Here is a 16064-nt window from a genome sequence, read left to right as displayed (position 1 = left end):
ATCCAAGTGCATGCAGAGTCGTTTCTGGCCGACCTTCAATCCCCTGCTCCGGGCCTTGCTGTTGACGGGACTGTCGATCAATGCCGCCCAGGCGGCCACCGGCAATTGCTCGGCCCTGAGCCGTTTGCCGCCGGTAATCGAAGTCAATGAAGGCTGGCAAAAGGATCTGCAATCGCCGGTGGCAATCACCCGCCTGGCCATTGGCGATCCGAAAATCGCCGACGTGCACGCCACCGGCAACTCGTCGTTCCTGCTCACGGGTGTAGCCCCCGGCGCCACCAGTCTGATGGTCTGGACCGGCTGCTCCAGCGAGCCGCGCCAGAGCATGGTATTTGTCCAGGGTGCTGCCACGAACGCCCTCACTGGCGCCGGCCCGTTGCCTTCAGATGACGCGCAGCTGCCTTCGCAGGTACAGACCGACATTCGTTTCGTTGAAGTCAGCCGCACCAAACTCAAGCAGGCCTCGGCCAAGCTGATCGGCACCCGCGGCAATTTCCTGTTCGGTTCCCCCGGGACACTGCCGCCCATCGATGGCGTGCCGCAACCACGACTGCCGGTGGACAACTCGCTGTTCAACTTCTCGTGGATCGGCGGCAATACCATGGCGATCATCAACGCCCTTGAAGGCAGCGGTTTCGCCTACACCCTGGCACGGCCAAGCCTGGTGGCGCTGAACGGGCAGAGCGCGAGCTTCCTTGCCGGTGGCCAGATCCCGATTCCGGTCCCCAGCTCCGGCAGCGACAGTGTGTCCATCGAGTACAAGGAGTTCGGCATCCGCCTGACCCTGACGCCCACGATCATCAGCCACGACCGCATCGCCCTGAAGGTCGCACCGGAAGTCAGCGAACTGGACTTCAGCAATGCGGTGCAGATCGCCGGCACCACGGTGCCGGCCCTGACCATCCGCCGCACCGACACCAGCATTTCCCTCGCCGATGGCGAGAGCTTTGTCATCAGCGGCCTGATCAGCACCACCAACAGTTCCCAGGTCGACAAGTTTCCGGGGCTGGGCGATATCCCGGTGCTCGGGGCGTTTTTCAAAAGCTCGCAGATCAAACGCGAAGAGCGCGAGCTGCTGATGATCGTCACCCCGCATCTGGTGCGTCCACTGTCGGCGGAGGCGCAACTGCCGTCGCTGCCGGGAGAAAAACTGCGCAACTACGACCCGAACTTCTATCGCATGTTCTTCATGGAGAACGGCAACTTCGACAAGCGCAGCGGGTTGTCCCAATGAGCCAGAGCCTGAGCCAGACCTTTCTCGCCATCACCCGCAACAGCACCGATCTGGAATGGCTGCAAAGTGCGCTCGCGCCGCTGGGTCAAGTGGTCAGCGCCGGTACCGGCAGCCTCGATGAATTGCTCGCGCTGGTGGATGTCACCTTCGCCAGCCTGGTGTTCGTCGGCCTCGACCGTGAACACGTGGTAGCCCAGAGCGCGTTGATCGAAGGCGCGCTGGAGGCCAAGCCGATGCTGGCGATCGTCGCCCTTGGCGACGGCATGGACAATCAGTTGGTGCTCAACGCCATGCGCGCCGGCGCACGGGATTTTGTCGCCTACGGTTCGCGCTCCAGCGAAGTGGCCGGGCTGGTACGTCGCTTGAGCAAACGCATGCCGCCGGTGACCCACAACACGCAACTGGGTGGCCTGACGGTGCTGTACGGCGTGCAGAGCAGTTCCGACGGCGCGCTGTTGTCCAACCATATGGCGCTGGTGGTGCAAAAGAGCGGGCAACAGACGCTGCTGCTGGACCTTGGCCTGCCCCGTGGCGACAGTCTGGCGCTGCTGGGGCTGGAGAGCTCGTTCCACTTCGGCGATGCCTTGCGCCATTTGCGCAGGCTCGATGCGACGTTGATCGACAGCGCCTTCACCAGCGCCGAATCCGGGCTGCGGATTCTCGCCTACGCCGACAATGACGAACCGCTGGAAAGCACCAGCGCCGCCGAGCTGTACATGCTGCTCAGCGCCTTGCGCCAGCACTTCCAGCACATTGTCGTGAACCTCACCGGCCAGCCAGACAGCGAAGCCTTGCGCACCTTTGTCAGCCATTGCGACAAGCTGATCTGGTACACCGACCAGAACGTGCTCAATTGCCGGCGCAACCTGGCAATGTTCAACCTGTGGCGGGAAAAAGGCATGAAGCTCGATCACGGACGGCTGTTGGTCGACCGCTATCTGAGCAACGTTGCGCCGGATGCGGACACCCTCGGCAAGACCTTCAATCTGGAAGTGATCGCCGTGCTGGCCCTGAGTCCGGAGCTGCGTCTGAATGCCAAGAATCAGGGCGTGAGCCTGTTTGAACTGGCTCCCCGGGAAAAACTCACCCAGAGCCTGCGGGCGCTTGGCGAACGGCTGGCCAAACGCTCCGAAGGCCTGGCCAAACCCAAGGTCACCTGGTTCGACCGGTTGCGGGGCAGCTCATGAGTCCGGAAAAACTCTTCGGTGCCCCGGCTCGCGGTCAGTCGGGCAACACCGACCACGAAGGCCTGAAACTGGTCCTGCATCGCTACATCATCGATGCCATCGAGGAGTCCGGGAAAAACCTGCTGGAAGGTTCGCGGCAACTGCTGGCGCAGTTCGTCACCGACAAGGTCGCCGAATACATCGCCCGTTTGCACCTGGCGATTTCCCGCTACGAGATGGAGCGGCTGGCGGAAGAAATCGTCGATGAGCTGACCGGTTTCGGCCCGCTGGAAGTGTTGCTGCGCGACAGCGCCGTGACCGAAATTCTGGTCAACGGCCCGCACCGGGTGTTCATCGAGCGCGATGGCGTGCTGCACCAGAGCGACCTGCGCTTCATCGATGCGCACCACGTCGAACGGGTCATGCAGCGCATTCTCGCGCCGCTCGGGCGACGGCTTGACGAGTCGTCGCCGATGGTCGATGCGCGCCTGCCCGACGGCAGCCGGGTCAACGCGATCATCCCGCCGATCGCCCTCGACGGGCCGTGTCTGTCGATCCGGAAATTCCGCAAGGACATGCTCAAGAGCAGCGACCTGATCGCCATGCAGACCATCGACCTGGCGATCTTCGATTGCTTCCAGGAGGCCGTGGGCAAACGCTGCAACATCCTGATCAGCGGCGGCACCGGCACCGGCAAGACCACGCTGTTGAACATTCTCAGTCAGTTGATCAACCCCCATGAACGGCTGGTGACCATCGAGGACGTCGCCGAACTGCAGCTCGGCCACCCGCACGTGGTGCGCCTGGAAACCCGGCCGCCGAACGCCGAGGGCCATGGCGAGGTCAAGGCCAGCGACCTGATCCGCAACGCCCTGCGGATGCGCCCGGACCGGATCATCCTCGGCGAGATCCGTGGCGTCGAAGTGCTCGACGTGCTCACGGCGATGAACACCGGCCACGACGGTTCGATGAGCACGGTCCACGCCAACAATGCCCAGGATGCGTTGCTGCGTCTGGAAACCCTGGTCGGCCTGACCGGTCGCACGGTGGCCGAACGCACGTTGCGGCAAATGATCTGTGCCGCACTCGACATGATCATCCAGTTGACCCGCATGCCCGACGGCCGCCGCTGCGTGAGCGAGGTGGTGGAAGTGGTCGGCGTGCGCGAAGACATCTACGTCACCAACACCTTGTTCCGCCTCGATCGACGCACCGGGTTCGGCTTCCTTCGCGAAGCGGTCAACCCGGCCGGCGACAAGTTGCGGCACGAGTCGAGCCTGGGCTGAGCGCATGGAGCTTTCGTCATGATGGGGCCGGTGATTCTCATCGTCATTTGCCTGATGCTGCTGGGGCTGTCGATTCGCCTGTTCCTGCATGGCGTGCGCAAGACCGCCAACGAACGGGTGCTCACGCGACTGGCTGCCGGGCAACCGCAGACAGCCCCCGGCAAAACTACTTGGACGGGACTCGAACGCATGTTCCTGCGGGCCGGCCTGGGCCGCCCCGGCGAGCGTCTGGGGTTGTGGCTGGCGTTATGGGCCATCGCGATGATGCTGGGTTACCTGACCGCCGAGTGGATCGGCCTGCTGATCATGATGCTGGCGCCGCCCCTGGTGTTGCGCCTGTACATCGCCTGGCTGTATCGCCGCCGGCTCAACCGCATGATCGAGCAACTGCCGCAGTTGCTGGACCACACGGTGCGCAGCCTCAAATCCGGGCGCACCCTGAACGATGCCGTGCTGGGTGGCATCGACTCCAGCGAGGATCCGCTGAAGACCGCAATGGGCCGGGTCCAGCGCAACGTGCAACTGGGGGTGAACCTGCCAGATGCGGTGAGCGACTTCGCCGAGCTCTACGAACAGGACGAACTGCGCATGTTCGCCCTGGGCCTGAAGGTCAATCACCGCTACGGCGGCAATGCCAGCGAGTTGCTGGAAAACCTGATCAAGCTGATCCGCGAACGCGATCAGGGCGCCCGCCAGTTGCGCGCCCTGACCGGCGAAACCCGCCTGACCGCGTGGGTGCTGGGATCGCTGCCGGTGATCATCGTCAGCTACTTCATGCTGACCAATCCCGGTTACATGCTCGGCATGTGGAAAGACCCCGGCGGCCAGACCATGCTGATCATCGCAGTGGTGTTGCAGGTCATCGGCAGCCTGGCGCTGTGGCGCATGTTGAGGAGTGTCTGAGATGGTGATCCTGGCCAGTCTCATGCTGCTGCTCGGGGCGTTCTTGCTGGTCGGCAACCATTTGCTGACCGAACGTCGCCGGGTACGGCAGGTCAACCAGCGCCTGCAGGGCCATCTGGTGCGCGAGAGCCGTTTGCGCAGCTTGTTGCGAGCGCTGGGCAACAGCCGGTTCGGCCAGCGTTCGGTGAGCATGGACAGCGAAACCCAGACCCTGCTCAACCGCCTCGGCTGGCGCCGGGCCAGTGAGCGCTCGCTGTTTGCCGCGTGCCAGATCGGCACGCCGTTACTGGCACTGGGCATCGGTTTGTTTCTGCAGGAAGTGTTCTTTCCCCAGGCGCCCAAGGGCTGGCTGGTGCCGATGTTCGCCACCGGTCTGGGCTACCTGCTGCCCAAGCGCCTGCTGGCCTATGCCGCCGCCCGGCGGCAAAAAATCATTTCGGTGGAGGTTTCGACGTTCATTCCTCTGCTGCGCATCCTGTTCGAGTCCGGCATGGCGGTCGAACAGGCACTGCGCGTGCTGAGCATCGAAGGGCAGAAGCTGCTGCCGGAACTGACCAGCGAATTGCGCCTGATCCTCGCCCGCGTCGATTCGGGGCTGGAGCTCGGGCAGGAACTGAACAAGGCGGCGGTGATGCTGGCGGTGGATGAGTTCACCGACACCTGCGTGATCCTGCAACAACTGATTCAACAGGGTGGCGGCGCAATGAAATCGCTGCTGGCGCTCAAACAATTGCTGGATGACCGACGCCTGACGCGCTTGCAGGAATACATCTCGAAGATGTCGGCGAAGATGTCGGTGGTCATGATGCTGTTCCTGTTTCCGGCCTTGCTGATCGTACTGGCGGGCCCCGGATTTACCGCAATCACCCGGGCGTTTGCGTCCTGACATGGAGAGCGTTTGATGAAAGCACTGATGGTGGTGGCAAGCCTGTTGCTGCTGGGCGGTTGCGCAACCGATGGTCAGGCGCCGTGGACCGCCATGCTGGCGCCCACCAGTTGCAGCAAGCTGAGCGCCGAGCAGGAGCTGTCGCTGAATCTGGTGGACGATCTGGCCAATGACGGCAAGCTGCACGCCAGCCTGGCCAACCTGCAGGGCTTGCCCGACAACCTCGTGGAGGTGCGTCTGCGCAAGGCCAAGGTCTATCGTCTGCTGGGGCGCAGCGAAGCCGAACCGCTGTATCGCGGCCTGCTCGGCACTTGCCTGAGCGCCGACGCCGAACACGGTCTGGGTCAGCTGTATGCCGCACGCGGCGATAACGGCCAGGCCCAGGCTCACCTGCAGCGGGCCGTGCGACTGGCTCCGACCAATGAAAACATCCACAACGATCTGGGCGTGGTGTACCTCAATCAGCTGCGACTCGAAGATGCGCGCTTCGAGTTCCTCACGGCCATCGAACTCAAGCAGAACAATCAATTGGCGACGCTGAACCTGATCACCTTGCTGATCTACCAGAACAACTGGCAGCAGGCCGCTGAAATCGTCAGTCGCGCCCACCTGACCCCGGAACAGTTCACCGACGCTCAGGAGCGGGCGGAAAAACTCAAGTCACCGATCAAGGCAAAACCTGCCACCGGCAATCAGGTCGCGGTGGCGACTGACCCGCAACCGGCGACGATCAAGTGAAACTCAGGGAGGCCTCATGAACATCTGCAAAACACTGTGCTGCATGAGTCTGTTGAGCCTGCCGCTCGGCGCGCTGGCCATCGACGCCGGCCCTGCCTCAGCCCAGCAGCAGGAAACCGAAGGCTGGCTGTTGCTGCAAAGCCGCAACAAAGCCGCATCCCCCGATCCGCAAGCCGCCACGGCGACCGAGCGTGAGCTGGCCATGCAGCGCTGGCTGAAGAAGTACAAATATGACATCCCCGATTTCTATGACCCCGACGCCGGGGGCAAGATCGAGAGGAAGAACTGACGTCCCTGGCCGCGCGATGGCGGCCAGGCACAACGGACTAGTGCGCGGTTACCCGCTGCCGCAACGCCGCCGCACTCGGCGACAAGGCCAGCGCCAGTTGGGTGCGGTTGTGCATGTGGGTCAGGCGCAGCACCTGCGAGACGTAAAGCTTGACGGTGTTTTCGGTGATGCCCAGCTCGCAGGCGATCTGGTAATTGGTCTGCCCCTTGCCCACCAGACGCGCCACGTCCAGTTGACGCGGTGACAACTGATTGAAGATGGCAGGGATCTCCAGCGCATCGGCGTCACCCGATGCCTGCTCGCTGACGGGAGCCGGCCCGCGGCGCACCTTGTCCAGATCCTGATACAGATCATCGATGGACGACGACAGGTCTTGCAGCTTCTGGTTCAGGTGCCCCAATTGCAGGGTTTTCTGTCGCTCCTGCAGCACCGTCTCCTGACGCTGCAGGCCTTCGAGCAGTTCGTCCAGGTTGACCGGTTTCTGGTAGTAGTCGGCAATCCCGGCGCGCAGTGCCTTGATCACGTCCTGCTTGTCGGCGCGGCCGGTGAGCATGATGGCTTCGAACACCCGCGCCTTGCCGGCCTGTCGCTGCAGTTCCTGCACCAACTGAATGCCGTCGAGGTCCGGCATGTGCAGGTCGCACAGCACCAGACCGATCGCCGGATCCTCGGCAAAACGCTCGACGGCCTCTTTGCCGGACCCGCAGGGGACACAGCGATAGCCGTTGCTCTCGAGGAACTCACAGAGTTCCTCGACGATCAGCGCCTGATCATCGACAACGAGGACTTTTACCGCAGATGTAAGCTTGTTCACGTGCCACTCCATGCCCGGGCCAAAACTGACCATTCCTGTACTGTCAGCCGTTGGCCGTATAACCAGTACCTTTGAAAGTAGACGCACTTTCCGACTATGTACATAAGACTAGTGGCGTTTGGCGACTAATGGATCCAAGGTAGTACAAGCAGGAAACCGATCAGCACGAACGGCGCAAATGGCAGCTTTTTTGACATGGATGGCGCCATATATCGAAGACGATGCCTAAGCCCTTGACTCATATGCAGCCAGACTCTTGGCGCCAGCAGGATCCAGACAACGCTTGCGACGCCGGCGCCGATAAAAATCCCGAGCAACGACAGACCGTCCGTCGCAAGGCCGAGGGCTGTCATTAATTTCACATCGCCGGCCCCCATGCGCCCCATGAAATATCCCGGCAGGGTGAACGCCAGCGCCACCAGACAGGCCCAGCCGCCCTGCTCCGCTGCGGCCCCCGTCCAGGTCGTTCCGAAATACAGCAGATAAACCAGTGCCAGAGCGCCAACACCCAACGTCATGGCGTTGGCGATCCTTCGTTGCCGGACATCCTGGGCCGCACACAAGGTCAACCAGATCAGAAGAACAAGGCTTTGCATCCGGTAAAAACCGTCCGTTTTGGCTGAATGATTCTATGCTGATACTACGCAGTGACTGTCAGGGTAGACGCACGGATGAAAACCGGCTCTCGGAAGGCGCAAAAAGGCGCGGTGGCGATCGAATTCGCCCTGGTGTTCGTGATCTTTTTCGCGGTGTTTTACGGCCTGGTCAGCTATGCCCTGCCGTTCGTACTGATGCAGACGTTCAATCAGGCCACCGCTGAAGCGGTCCGTCGCAGCGTGGCGGTCGATCCCACGACGCCCAACTACTCGACAGTTGTCGTCAACACCGCCAACGCCGCCCTGACCCAGCAGTTTTCAGGCCTGCCCAGTGCCCTGAACGTGGTGGTCGGCGTGGACACTTCAGCGGTCTATGACACGACGCAGGGTACGCTCACCGTCAGCGTCAATTACCCCGTCAGCAAACTCAATCAGGTCATTCCGTTTCTGGTGTTGCCGGGCGTCGGCGCCGTCCCCAGCCTGCCCACCAACCTGACCGCCAGCTCGAGCCTGAAATTTTGACGGCCGGGGACAATCTGTTCGGCCGCCTGCTCAAGCGCGCGCCGCTGGCCGGCGACCTGCCGGACGTGCTCGGCGCCCCCGCGACGGGCCTGCACCTGTACCTCGATGGCGAAGGCGCCGTGTTGCAGATGGCCGGCCCCTTGCGTCTGTTGCTGGCACAGCAGATGCCCCATGACAAACCGTTGCCACTGCACGATTTACTGCTGCCCCACAGCACCCTGGCGATCGAAGGCCGGCCACAGGAATGGCAAGGGCTGCTGCTGGACCTGGATTTCCCCGGCCTGGGCGAACAGACCCTGCACCTGCGCGGCTGGGCCCAGCCTCTGGGCAACGGCTGGCTGCTGCAACTGATCGACATTGCCGACCTGCTGTCCGAACGCCAGCAAGCCCATCAACGCGAGGCGTGCCAAGGGATTGCCGGGCAGATCAGCAAGCAGTTGCGCAGTTGCAGCCTGGGACGACTGCCGATGGTCGTCAGCGATCAACTGCAGATCATCGCCCAGCGCTGGCAGATCCCGTGTGTGGCGCTCGCCTTGCTCAATGAGCAGGAACAGGTGTGGCAGGTTCACTGCCAGTTCCACGCCCACGACGCACCCGGGCTGTGGCACGACGGCCAGCGCCTCGGTACGCCGCTGGACAGCCTCAATGGCACCGGTCCGCAGCGCCTCGGCGCGCATTACGGCCAGTATGAACACACACGGGTGCAGGGGCTGTTCGGCAATGCCGAGGGGTTCGCCGTGCCCTACAGCGATGATCGAGGCGTGATGGCGTGGCTGCTCTGCGGCTTTTACGCAGTCGACAAGACCGCGCCGTATCTGACCGACCGTGACTGGCTGATGCTGGCCGGCGCACTGGCGGGACCGTTGCTCGGGCGTTTGCGTGAACAGCAGCATCAACTGCAACTGGAACGCCTCGAGTCGTTGCAGACATTGCTGGGCACCGGCTGGTGGGAAATCGGCAGCGCTGGCGAACACATCCAACTGGCCCCGACGCTGGCCGCCATCCTGCAACAGGACAGCTCGAAGCTGACCCTGGAACACTGGCTGAACCTGATCCACCCCGCTGACCGCGAAGAAGTGCGCAGCCGCCTGCAGGCCCTGCAGATGCATGGGGAAATCCTCGACCTTTGCGTGCGTCTGCATCCTCACGACGCCAGTCAGGCGCCGGCGTGGTATCGCCTTCAGGGGCAGGTCAGCGGCACCGGCGATCACCGTCGGCTGGCGGGCTTCATGCTGGACATCAGCGACATCAAGAACCAGCAGCAACTGGCCGCTGCGGCCCATGCGCGGCTGGACAACCTGATCGCCAGTTCACCGGCGGTCATCTATGTCCAGCACTACGTCGAAGGCGCATTGCTGCCGGCGTTTTTCAGCGCCAGTCTGCAACCGCTGCTGGGCTGGAGCCTGGAAGATTGCGATGCCGGTGCGCTGGTGGAGCGGATCCACCCGGATGACCGGGCGCTGTATTTCGAACGCACCCGGCAACTGTTGCGCGAAGGCTCAGTACGCGCCCGTTATCGCCTGCGCGACAGTCGCGGCGATTATCACTGGCTGCTCGACGAGGCCCGCCTGCTGCGCAATGACCTCGGGCTCCCGGTGGAGGCCGTCGGCTTGTGGCTGGATGTCACTGAAGCCACGCTGGCCGCCGAACAGGTCCGACAGAGTGAGGAGCGTTACCGGATTCTGGTGGAGGACTCACCGGCGATGATCTGCCGTTATCGCCCGGACCTGATCCTGACCTTCGGCAACCGCCCGCTGGCGACCTATCTGGAATGCGCGCCCGAAGAATTACCCGGGGTCAATCTGGGCAGCTGGATGTCGGACGTGCAACGCGCAGACTTCATCGAGCGTCTGGCGTTGTTGACCCCGGAGTCCCCCGTCAGCACCGCCGAAATCAATCTGCAATTGCCGGGTCGCGAGCATGCGTGGTGGGTGTGGTCGGATCGCGGCGTGTTCGATGAGCACGGGAAACTGATCGAAGTGCAAGCCGTTGGCCGCGACAACACCGAAGTGCGCCGCTCCCAACAGCAACTCACACAAAGCGCAAAAATGGCCACCCTCGGCGAAATGGCCACAGGTCTGGCCCATGAAATCAACCAGCCGCTGAACGTCATGCGCATGGCCATCGTTAACGTGCAAAAGCGCCTGAGCAACGGCGATGTGCAGATCGACTACCTGACCGACAAACTCAATCGCATCGACGCCCAGGTCCAGCGCGCCGCGAAAGTGGTGGATCACATGCGGGTGTTCGGCCGCCGTTCGGAGATCGAACAGCAACTGTTCAATCCCGCCAGCGCCATCGAAGGCACGCTGTCGCTGCTGGCCGAAGGCATGCGCGGCAAAGGCGTGGATTTGCGCATCAGTGAAACCCCGTTCGAGGTTCAGGTGCGCGGTTACGTCGATCAGCTGGAGCAGGTGTTGATCAACCTGATGGTCAACGCCCGGGATGCATTGCTGGGCAAGCGCGAGTCGGAGTCAGGGTTCAAACCGTGGATTTCGATCTACGCCGAACGGGATGAAGAAAAGGTGCGCCTGTGGGTCGAGGACAACGGCGGCGGCATCGACCCGCGTCTGCTGGAGCGGATTTTCGAACCGTTCTTCACCACCAAACCGGTAGGCGTCGGCACCGGTCTGGGGTTGTCGGTAAGTTACGGGATCATCGAAAACATGGGCGGCCATCTGAGCGTGCGCAACTCGGCGGACGGCGCGCGGTTCTGCATCGAACTGCCGATCGCACCCGATGACTAGATGACGAGATACGCCTTGCCAGTCTGGCCGCAGGTCATGTTGGCGCCGACGTCCACGTCCATCAGATTGATGCCCAACCCGTTGAGCAAGTTGTTCAGCAGCGGGTCGAGCAATGGGCTGACCAGATTGGTGATCAGCGGTTGCAGAATTGTCGTAACACCGCTGATCAGGCTGGCAACGCCGGTGATGATCGCCCCCAGCGGGTTGCTGCCCTGGGGTTTGTAGACGATCAGGTTGATCCCCGCCAGCGTGCTCGCCAGGCTGTTGACGATGTTGCTGGTGGGCGCAGCGGAAATCACGCTCGGCGGCAGTTTCAGGTTGGGTGGCGTGGGGAACGGCGTGCCGCTGGAAAACACCAGATCCTGAGTGTTCTGCGCCACGCTGGTGTTGACCATGATCGCGATGCCGCCGGCGCCGTATTGCACGTGGGTGCTTTCGTCACAACTGCCGATCCCCAGAATCTTGTGGCAGGTCACGGTGCCCAGATCCACCAGCGGCAACGGCGTGACTGTCGGCTCGGCAGATGAAGAAAAGGCGTTGGTCGGATCAATCTTGCCCACCTTGAGATCGGCAACGGAGGTAATGGTGTGGGCCGTCAGGCTCTTGGTCCCGGTGTTGCCGGTCGGGCAGCTGTAGTCGGTGACGTAACTGATGGCTCCGCCGGCATCGAGGCTGATGTCGATTTCCGGCGATGGCAGCAGCAGTGGGTCCAGTTGCTCGCAACCGGCGCCGAGCAGGCAACCCACCGAATTCAGGGTGGCGACCAGGTTCAGGCTAAGCAAGGCATTGAGTGTCGGGGTCAGGGTTCCGACCAGTCCCAGCACGGCGTTGGTCAGCCCGGTTACTCCGGACAACACCGGCAGATTCACCGAGAGCATCGTGCGGATCTGCGCAGTGCGCACATAAATCCGGTTCGGCCCCAGAGGGTTGGCCTTGGCCAGCGCCGGATCGCCGATGGCGGAGAATTGCGGCGGCTCGACGACCTTGACCCGCACCGTGACATTCGCCAACCCCAGCACGCTGATCGGCAGGGTGGCGGCCACCGCGCTGTTGCTGTTGGCCAGCTGAATCACGCCCTGGATCAGTTGCAGCAGTTGCAGATTGGCGTCGAGCCCGGCCGCGGTGGTGCCGGTCTGCAACTGCAGGATATCGCCCAGCTTGAGTGGCGAGGCATTGATCGCCGCCACTTGCAGTTGCCCCAGCGCGGTAATCACGTCGGCGGTTGCGCCATTAAGCTGGACCACCGTAATCGCGGCCTGGATCAATTGCGTCACGGTGGTCTGGGTATTGAGCAACTGGGTGTAATTGCCGGCGGCGACGTTGAGGTTGATCGCCAGTTGGTTCAGATAACTGAGCAGGTTGATGTCGGTGTTGAGCAGGCCGTTCCAGCCCACCGCCGTCAGATTCACACTGCCGCCCAGCAGGCCGGAGACCAGTGGGTTCAGAATGCTCGACTGAGCGGTGCTGATGTTGGCCAGGTTGCTGCGGATATTCAGTTGGGCCACGGTCGGTTGGGGTTGCGCGGCCACGGCCGAGGCATAGAGCACGGTGTTCAGGCTCAACGGTGTGCCGCTGAAGAGTGACTGCACGCCGCCGGCGAAACTGGTGGTCACGGTGTGGTTGGCCGCAACCTTGACCGCCACCGCCTGGGTGGCGTCCACGCTGAACGTGCGTAAACCGCTGGAGGCTGTCACCAGGGTGCCGCAGTCGACCACCAGCACATTGTTCGCATCAGTGACAAAACCGTTGCGTGTCGCACTTTGCCCCGCATAACTGGCCGCTGTAAGGCCCGGCAGACAATTGCCGCCACGGCTGACCGCCTCCAGCGCCGCGTTATCCACCAGCCGCTGCAACTTGCGTTGTTCCATGTACAGACGGCCGGTGTCCACCACCAGCAACATCAGGATCAGCGCGAGGCTGAGAGTGGCGGCCGCCATCAAGCCGATGGCCCCGCGCTGTCGGGCGGGGCCGCGACACTGCGAAAGACGCGACATGGCGCACTCCTTTGCCGGCGCACGGCCGGGCGCAAGCTCCATTGGTGGATGTCAGTGTAGACCCGGCGCAACGACACTGCTGGCAACGCGCCAGCCGCTTCGCCATAAAAAACGGGAGCCATTGGCTCCCGTTTTTGTGCGCAGGCTCAGCGCGGAGGGTAGTTCGACAGAATCCGCGTCACCGTTTCATGGATGGCGCTGCTGCGATCCGCCGGATTCGGCGTACGGCTGAGCATCTGTTCATCGCTGCCGCGCCACACCAGTTTGCCGTCCTTGCCGTCGAGCAGGTCGATCTGAATGGTCGCGACCTTGTAGGTGATGTTGCGGGTTTCGTTGTACATCGGTGCGCCCCAGTAACCGTTCCATGGGCCACCCCAACCGCCGCCGTAATTGGTGGTGACCTGCTGCTGGCGATCTTCGACGATCAGGTAGGTTTGCACACTCAAGTCACCCTTGGTGCCCGCAGCGGCCGGACGCAGACCACGCTGGTCCAGTTGATCGGCGACGGACTGGCGAATCCGTTGTTCGGTCAGGTCGCTCTTGATCCGTGGATCGTCGGGGCGGTATTGCAGGGCGGGTTCTTTCCAGCTCCAGCTGCGGTAGGCGGCAAAGTCGCGGCTGGCGTCGAAGTCATGATTGACCTGGTTGGCGGCGCAGGCACTGAGCAGCGCGGCCATGGCCAGTAAAGCAAAACGGCGGAACATGGTTTTTCTCCGGTGGAAAACATGAACCTGAGGGAGCTTCCGGTTCACGGAAAGCTAACTGGGAGGATACGCCGACATGGCCTTTTCGACAGCCTCGCGGATCGCATCGGACCGATCACTCTGATTGCCCTGGGTGCCGGTTTCGGCGCTGGCACTCCAGACCGGCTGGCCGGTGCCGGCGTCAAACAGATCGACCCGCACCACCACGACCTGCTCCTGATAAGTACGGACAATCGGCACCGTGTTGTACATGCCGTAACCGCGGCCGTAACGGTCATAACCACCATATCCGCCGTAGTAACCGTAATCGTCCTGGACCTGGCGCAAGCGGGTTTCCAGACTCAGGTTGGCGCTGACAAAAAGGTCGGCCGGGCGATTGTCGTGCAACGGGCGCAAGCCGCGTTGATCCAGCGCACTGCTGACCGCCTCGGCCACTTGCGCCGAATCCGCCCAGGCACTGCCGGGTGGCAGGCGCCCGTTGAGCCACGTCCAACTGCGGTAGCGCCCGTAATCCCGTGGCGGCGCGGGATAAGCGCTGCGGTCGAAGGTGGTCGCCGCTTGTGGTGGCGCCGGCGGCAAGGGCCGCGACTGCGCCACGTAAGGGTTGCTGCCCTGACACGCGGCCAACCCCAGACAGATCAGCAATAACCCGGAATGACCTTTCATTTCATGCTCCGATCAGATCGGCCGGCAGATCCAGTGCAAGTAGCGCCCAAGCCCGGCGAAGCTTGGGTGACGACGGTGGGCGAGCTCCATCTCGAGCAAATCAATCAACTCGGCACGAGCCTGGAATTCCACCGGCATGTAATCGTGGAAAACCCGGATCCCGCTCTGGGTTTCGACCTGCCACAACCCTTCGAGTTGCGTGGCCAGTTCCCGAGGGTCCAGCGGCTGCTGCGGGGTCAGGCTCTGCTTTTCGCCGGCCATGTCGTTCCTGCGCATTTTCTTGAAATGGCCTTTGAGCAGGTTGCGGTAGACCAGCGCATCACGGTTGTAGAACGCCAGCGACAACCAGCCGCCGGGTTTGGTCAGTTGATGTAGCACCGGCAGGATCGCATGAGGTTCGGCGAGCCACTCGAGCACCGCGTGGCAGATCACCACGTCATAGGGTTCGGTGAGTTGCCCGAGCAGTTCCTGCCACGGCGCCTGAATGAACGTTGCGGTCTGCCCTGCCTCGGCGAAACGCTGACGCGCGCCTTCGAGCATCGGCTCGGCCGGCTCGGTAAAGGTCACCTCGTGCCCACGCTCGGCCAGCCACAGCGACATGTGGCCCAGGCCGCCACCGATGTCCAGCACCCGCAACGGACGATCCGGCAAGGCTTCGGCAAGGTCGGCCTGCAACACCGCGAGGCGGATCGCGCCTTTGGCGCCGCCGTAGATCTTTTCGGCGAAACGGGTCGCCAACTGATCGAAATGACGGTCGCTCATCAGCTGAACCGCCGTTCGCTGTCGGCGAGCTTGCTGCGCACCACTTCATTCATGTCCAGCCCCAGCTCGCTGCACAGCAGCAACAGATAAAGGACGATGTCACCGACTTCCTGGCCGGCGTGGGCCAGTTTGTCCGCCGGCAATTCGCGGGACTGGTCTTCAGTCAGCCACTGGAAGATTTCCACCAGCTCGGACATTTCCACGCTGGCGGCCATGGCCAGGTTTTTCGGGCTGTGAAATTGCCGCCAGTCATTGCGGTCGCGAATGGCGTGCAGGCGTTCGGTCAGTTCAACAAGGTTCATCGGGTTCTCCTGAAGGCGTATAGCTTCGGGGGGATGCCGCGCGAAGGCAAGGGGCAGCCACCACCCGGCAAACCCTCTATGCTTGCAGGGAACTCGGCCGCCCCCGGCGCGGCCCAAGGCTCAGCTCTTTCATCAGGATGCAAACATGCAGGTAGAAAGCTTTTTCGAATGGCTGGGCCAGGCGCTCGGCTCGATCATCCGCTTCATCGTCGACGGCCTGAGCGGCCTGTTCAACGTGCTGAGCCATGCTGGCGGCAACTTCGTCGACGGCCTCGCGAAAGCGCTGGGCATGGACACTTCGATCATCAGCATCATCGCGCTGATCGTCGGGCTGATGCTGCTGTGGTCGGCGATCCGGGCGTTCATGAACGCGTCGATCATTGCCGGGATCATCTGGCTGCTGCTGGGGTTGTGGCTGCTGAGCTGGATCATTCACTGACACCTCCCGCTACAAT

17 protein-coding genes are annotated in these 16064 nt (G+C 62.6%); 10 read left to right on the top strand and 7 right to left on the bottom strand.

Translation table 11 applies throughout. The features are described from left to right. Positions 1-10 precede the first annotated feature (10 nt). From DLD99_RS03585 to DLD99_RS03555, 7 genes are read left to right on the top strand one after another with little or no spacing between them, the layout of a single operon-like run. Positions 11-1234 (top strand): type II and III secretion system protein family protein, encoded by a 1224-nt coding sequence (locus DLD99_RS03585; RefSeq protein ID WP_114881296.1) that lies wholly within the window; start codon positions 11-13, stop codon positions 1232-1234. Further along, positions 1231-2421 (top strand): CpaE/TadZ family protein, encoded by a 1191-nt coding sequence (locus tag DLD99_RS03580; RefSeq protein WP_114881295.1) that lies wholly within the window; start codon positions 1231-1233, stop codon positions 2419-2421. Before DLD99_RS03585 ends, DLD99_RS03580 begins: the two co-directional genes overlap by 4 nt. After that, on the top strand, positions 2418-3686 hold the full coding sequence (locus DLD99_RS03575) for a TadA family conjugal transfer-associated ATPase (RefSeq protein ID WP_085711253.1): 1269 nt from the start codon (positions 2418-2420) through the stop codon (positions 3684-3686). The genes DLD99_RS03580 and DLD99_RS03575 overlap by 4 nt, the downstream gene beginning before the upstream one ends. An 18-nt stretch (positions 3687-3704) precedes the next feature. Beyond that, on the top strand, positions 3705-4589 hold the full coding sequence (locus DLD99_RS03570) for a type II secretion system F family protein (protein ID WP_114881294.1): 885 nt from the start codon (positions 3705-3707) through the stop codon (positions 4587-4589). Position 4590: 1 nt separating this feature from the next. Beyond that, the gene (locus tag DLD99_RS03565) at positions 4591-5475 is read left to right on the top strand and encodes a type II secretion system F family protein (protein WP_114881293.1); all 885 of its coding nucleotides are present in this window, start codon (positions 4591-4593) and stop codon (positions 5473-5475) included. Positions 5476-5490: 15 nt separating this feature from the next. Continuing rightward, positions 5491-6213: a tetratricopeptide repeat protein gene (locus DLD99_RS03560; protein ID WP_114881292.1), complete on the top strand. Its 723-nt coding sequence runs from the start codon at positions 5491-5493 to the stop codon at positions 6211-6213. Between the two features lie 16 nt (positions 6214-6229). Beyond that, positions 6230-6502 (top strand): DUF3613 domain-containing protein, encoded by a 273-nt coding sequence (locus tag DLD99_RS03555; RefSeq protein WP_085711249.1) that lies wholly within the window; start codon positions 6230-6232, stop codon positions 6500-6502. A gap of 37 nt (positions 6503-6539) precedes the next feature. Here DLD99_RS03555 and DLD99_RS03550 read toward each other — a convergent pair whose 3' ends face one another. Together DLD99_RS03550 and DLD99_RS03545 are read right to left on the bottom strand one after the other, a co-directional pair. Beyond that, positions 6540-7316, bottom strand: a complete 777-nt coding sequence (locus DLD99_RS03550; protein WP_114886571.1) for a response regulator transcription factor — start codon at positions 7314-7316, stop codon at positions 6540-6542. Positions 7317-7441: 125 nt separating this feature from the next. Beyond that, the gene (locus tag DLD99_RS03545; RefSeq protein WP_114881291.1) at positions 7442-7912 is read right to left on the bottom strand and encodes an A24 family peptidase; all 471 of its coding nucleotides are present in this window, start codon (positions 7910-7912) and stop codon (positions 7442-7444) included. A gap of 75 nt (positions 7913-7987) precedes the next feature. Here DLD99_RS03545 and DLD99_RS03540 point away from each other — a divergent pair, with 75 nt between their 5' ends. Both DLD99_RS03540 and DLD99_RS03535 read left to right on the top strand, forming a co-directional pair. Beyond that, positions 7988-8434 carry a TadE/TadG family type IV pilus assembly protein gene (locus DLD99_RS03540; protein ID WP_114881290.1) on the top strand — a complete coding sequence of 149 codons (447 nt, stop codon included), beginning with the start codon at positions 7988-7990 and terminating at the stop codon, positions 8432-8434. Further along, positions 8431-11181: a PAS domain-containing sensor histidine kinase gene (locus DLD99_RS03535; RefSeq protein WP_114881289.1), complete on the top strand. Its 2751-nt coding sequence runs from the start codon at positions 8431-8433 to the stop codon at positions 11179-11181. The genes DLD99_RS03540 and DLD99_RS03535 overlap by 4 nt, the downstream gene beginning before the upstream one ends. On the opposite strand, the gene DLD99_RS03530 is transcribed toward DLD99_RS03535, so the two are convergent. The 5 genes from DLD99_RS03530 to DLD99_RS03510 all read right to left on the bottom strand — a co-directional run bounded on the left by DLD99_RS03530 (position 11178) and on the right by DLD99_RS03510 (position 15609). Beyond that, positions 11178-13175, bottom strand: a complete 1998-nt coding sequence (locus DLD99_RS03530; RefSeq protein WP_114881288.1) for a pilus assembly protein TadG-related protein — start codon at positions 13173-13175, stop codon at positions 11178-11180. The two genes, DLD99_RS03535 and DLD99_RS03530, sit on opposite strands and share 4 nt — an antisense overlap. A 146-nt stretch (positions 13176-13321) precedes the next feature. Beyond that, complete coding sequence (locus tag DLD99_RS03525) at positions 13322-13879, bottom strand: DUF4136 domain-containing protein (protein WP_114881287.1); 558 nt, start codon at positions 13877-13879, stop codon at positions 13322-13324. A gap of 54 nt (positions 13880-13933) precedes the next feature. Continuing rightward, positions 13934-14545: a DUF4136 domain-containing protein gene (locus tag DLD99_RS03520; protein ID WP_114881286.1), complete on the bottom strand. Its 612-nt coding sequence runs from the start codon at positions 14543-14545 to the stop codon at positions 13934-13936. A gap of 12 nt (positions 14546-14557) precedes the next feature. Next, positions 14558-15307, bottom strand: a complete 750-nt coding sequence (locus DLD99_RS03515; protein WP_114881285.1) for a methyltransferase — start codon at positions 15305-15307, stop codon at positions 14558-14560. Next, a complete protein-coding gene (locus DLD99_RS03510; RefSeq protein ID WP_011332275.1) occupies positions 15307-15609 on the bottom strand; it encodes a MazG-like family protein in 303 nt (100 codons plus the stop codon). The genes DLD99_RS03515 and DLD99_RS03510 overlap by 1 nt, the downstream gene beginning before the upstream one ends. Before the next feature lie 145 nt (positions 15610-15754). Between DLD99_RS03510 and DLD99_RS03505 the strand changes: the two genes are divergently transcribed. After that, a complete protein-coding gene (locus DLD99_RS03505) occupies positions 15755-16048 on the top strand; it encodes a hypothetical protein (RefSeq protein WP_085711241.1) in 294 nt (97 codons plus the stop codon). Positions 16049-16064 lie beyond the last annotated feature (16 nt).

Origin of the sequence: Pseudomonas kribbensis, from assembly GCF_003352185.1 — a bacterium.
Taxonomy (GTDB): Bacteria; Pseudomonadota; Gammaproteobacteria; order Pseudomonadales; family Pseudomonadaceae; genus Aquipseudomonas; species Aquipseudomonas kribbensis.
The sequence above is the reverse complement of the archived record's forward strand: the minus strand, read 5'-3'. Positions and strand labels throughout refer to the sequence as shown.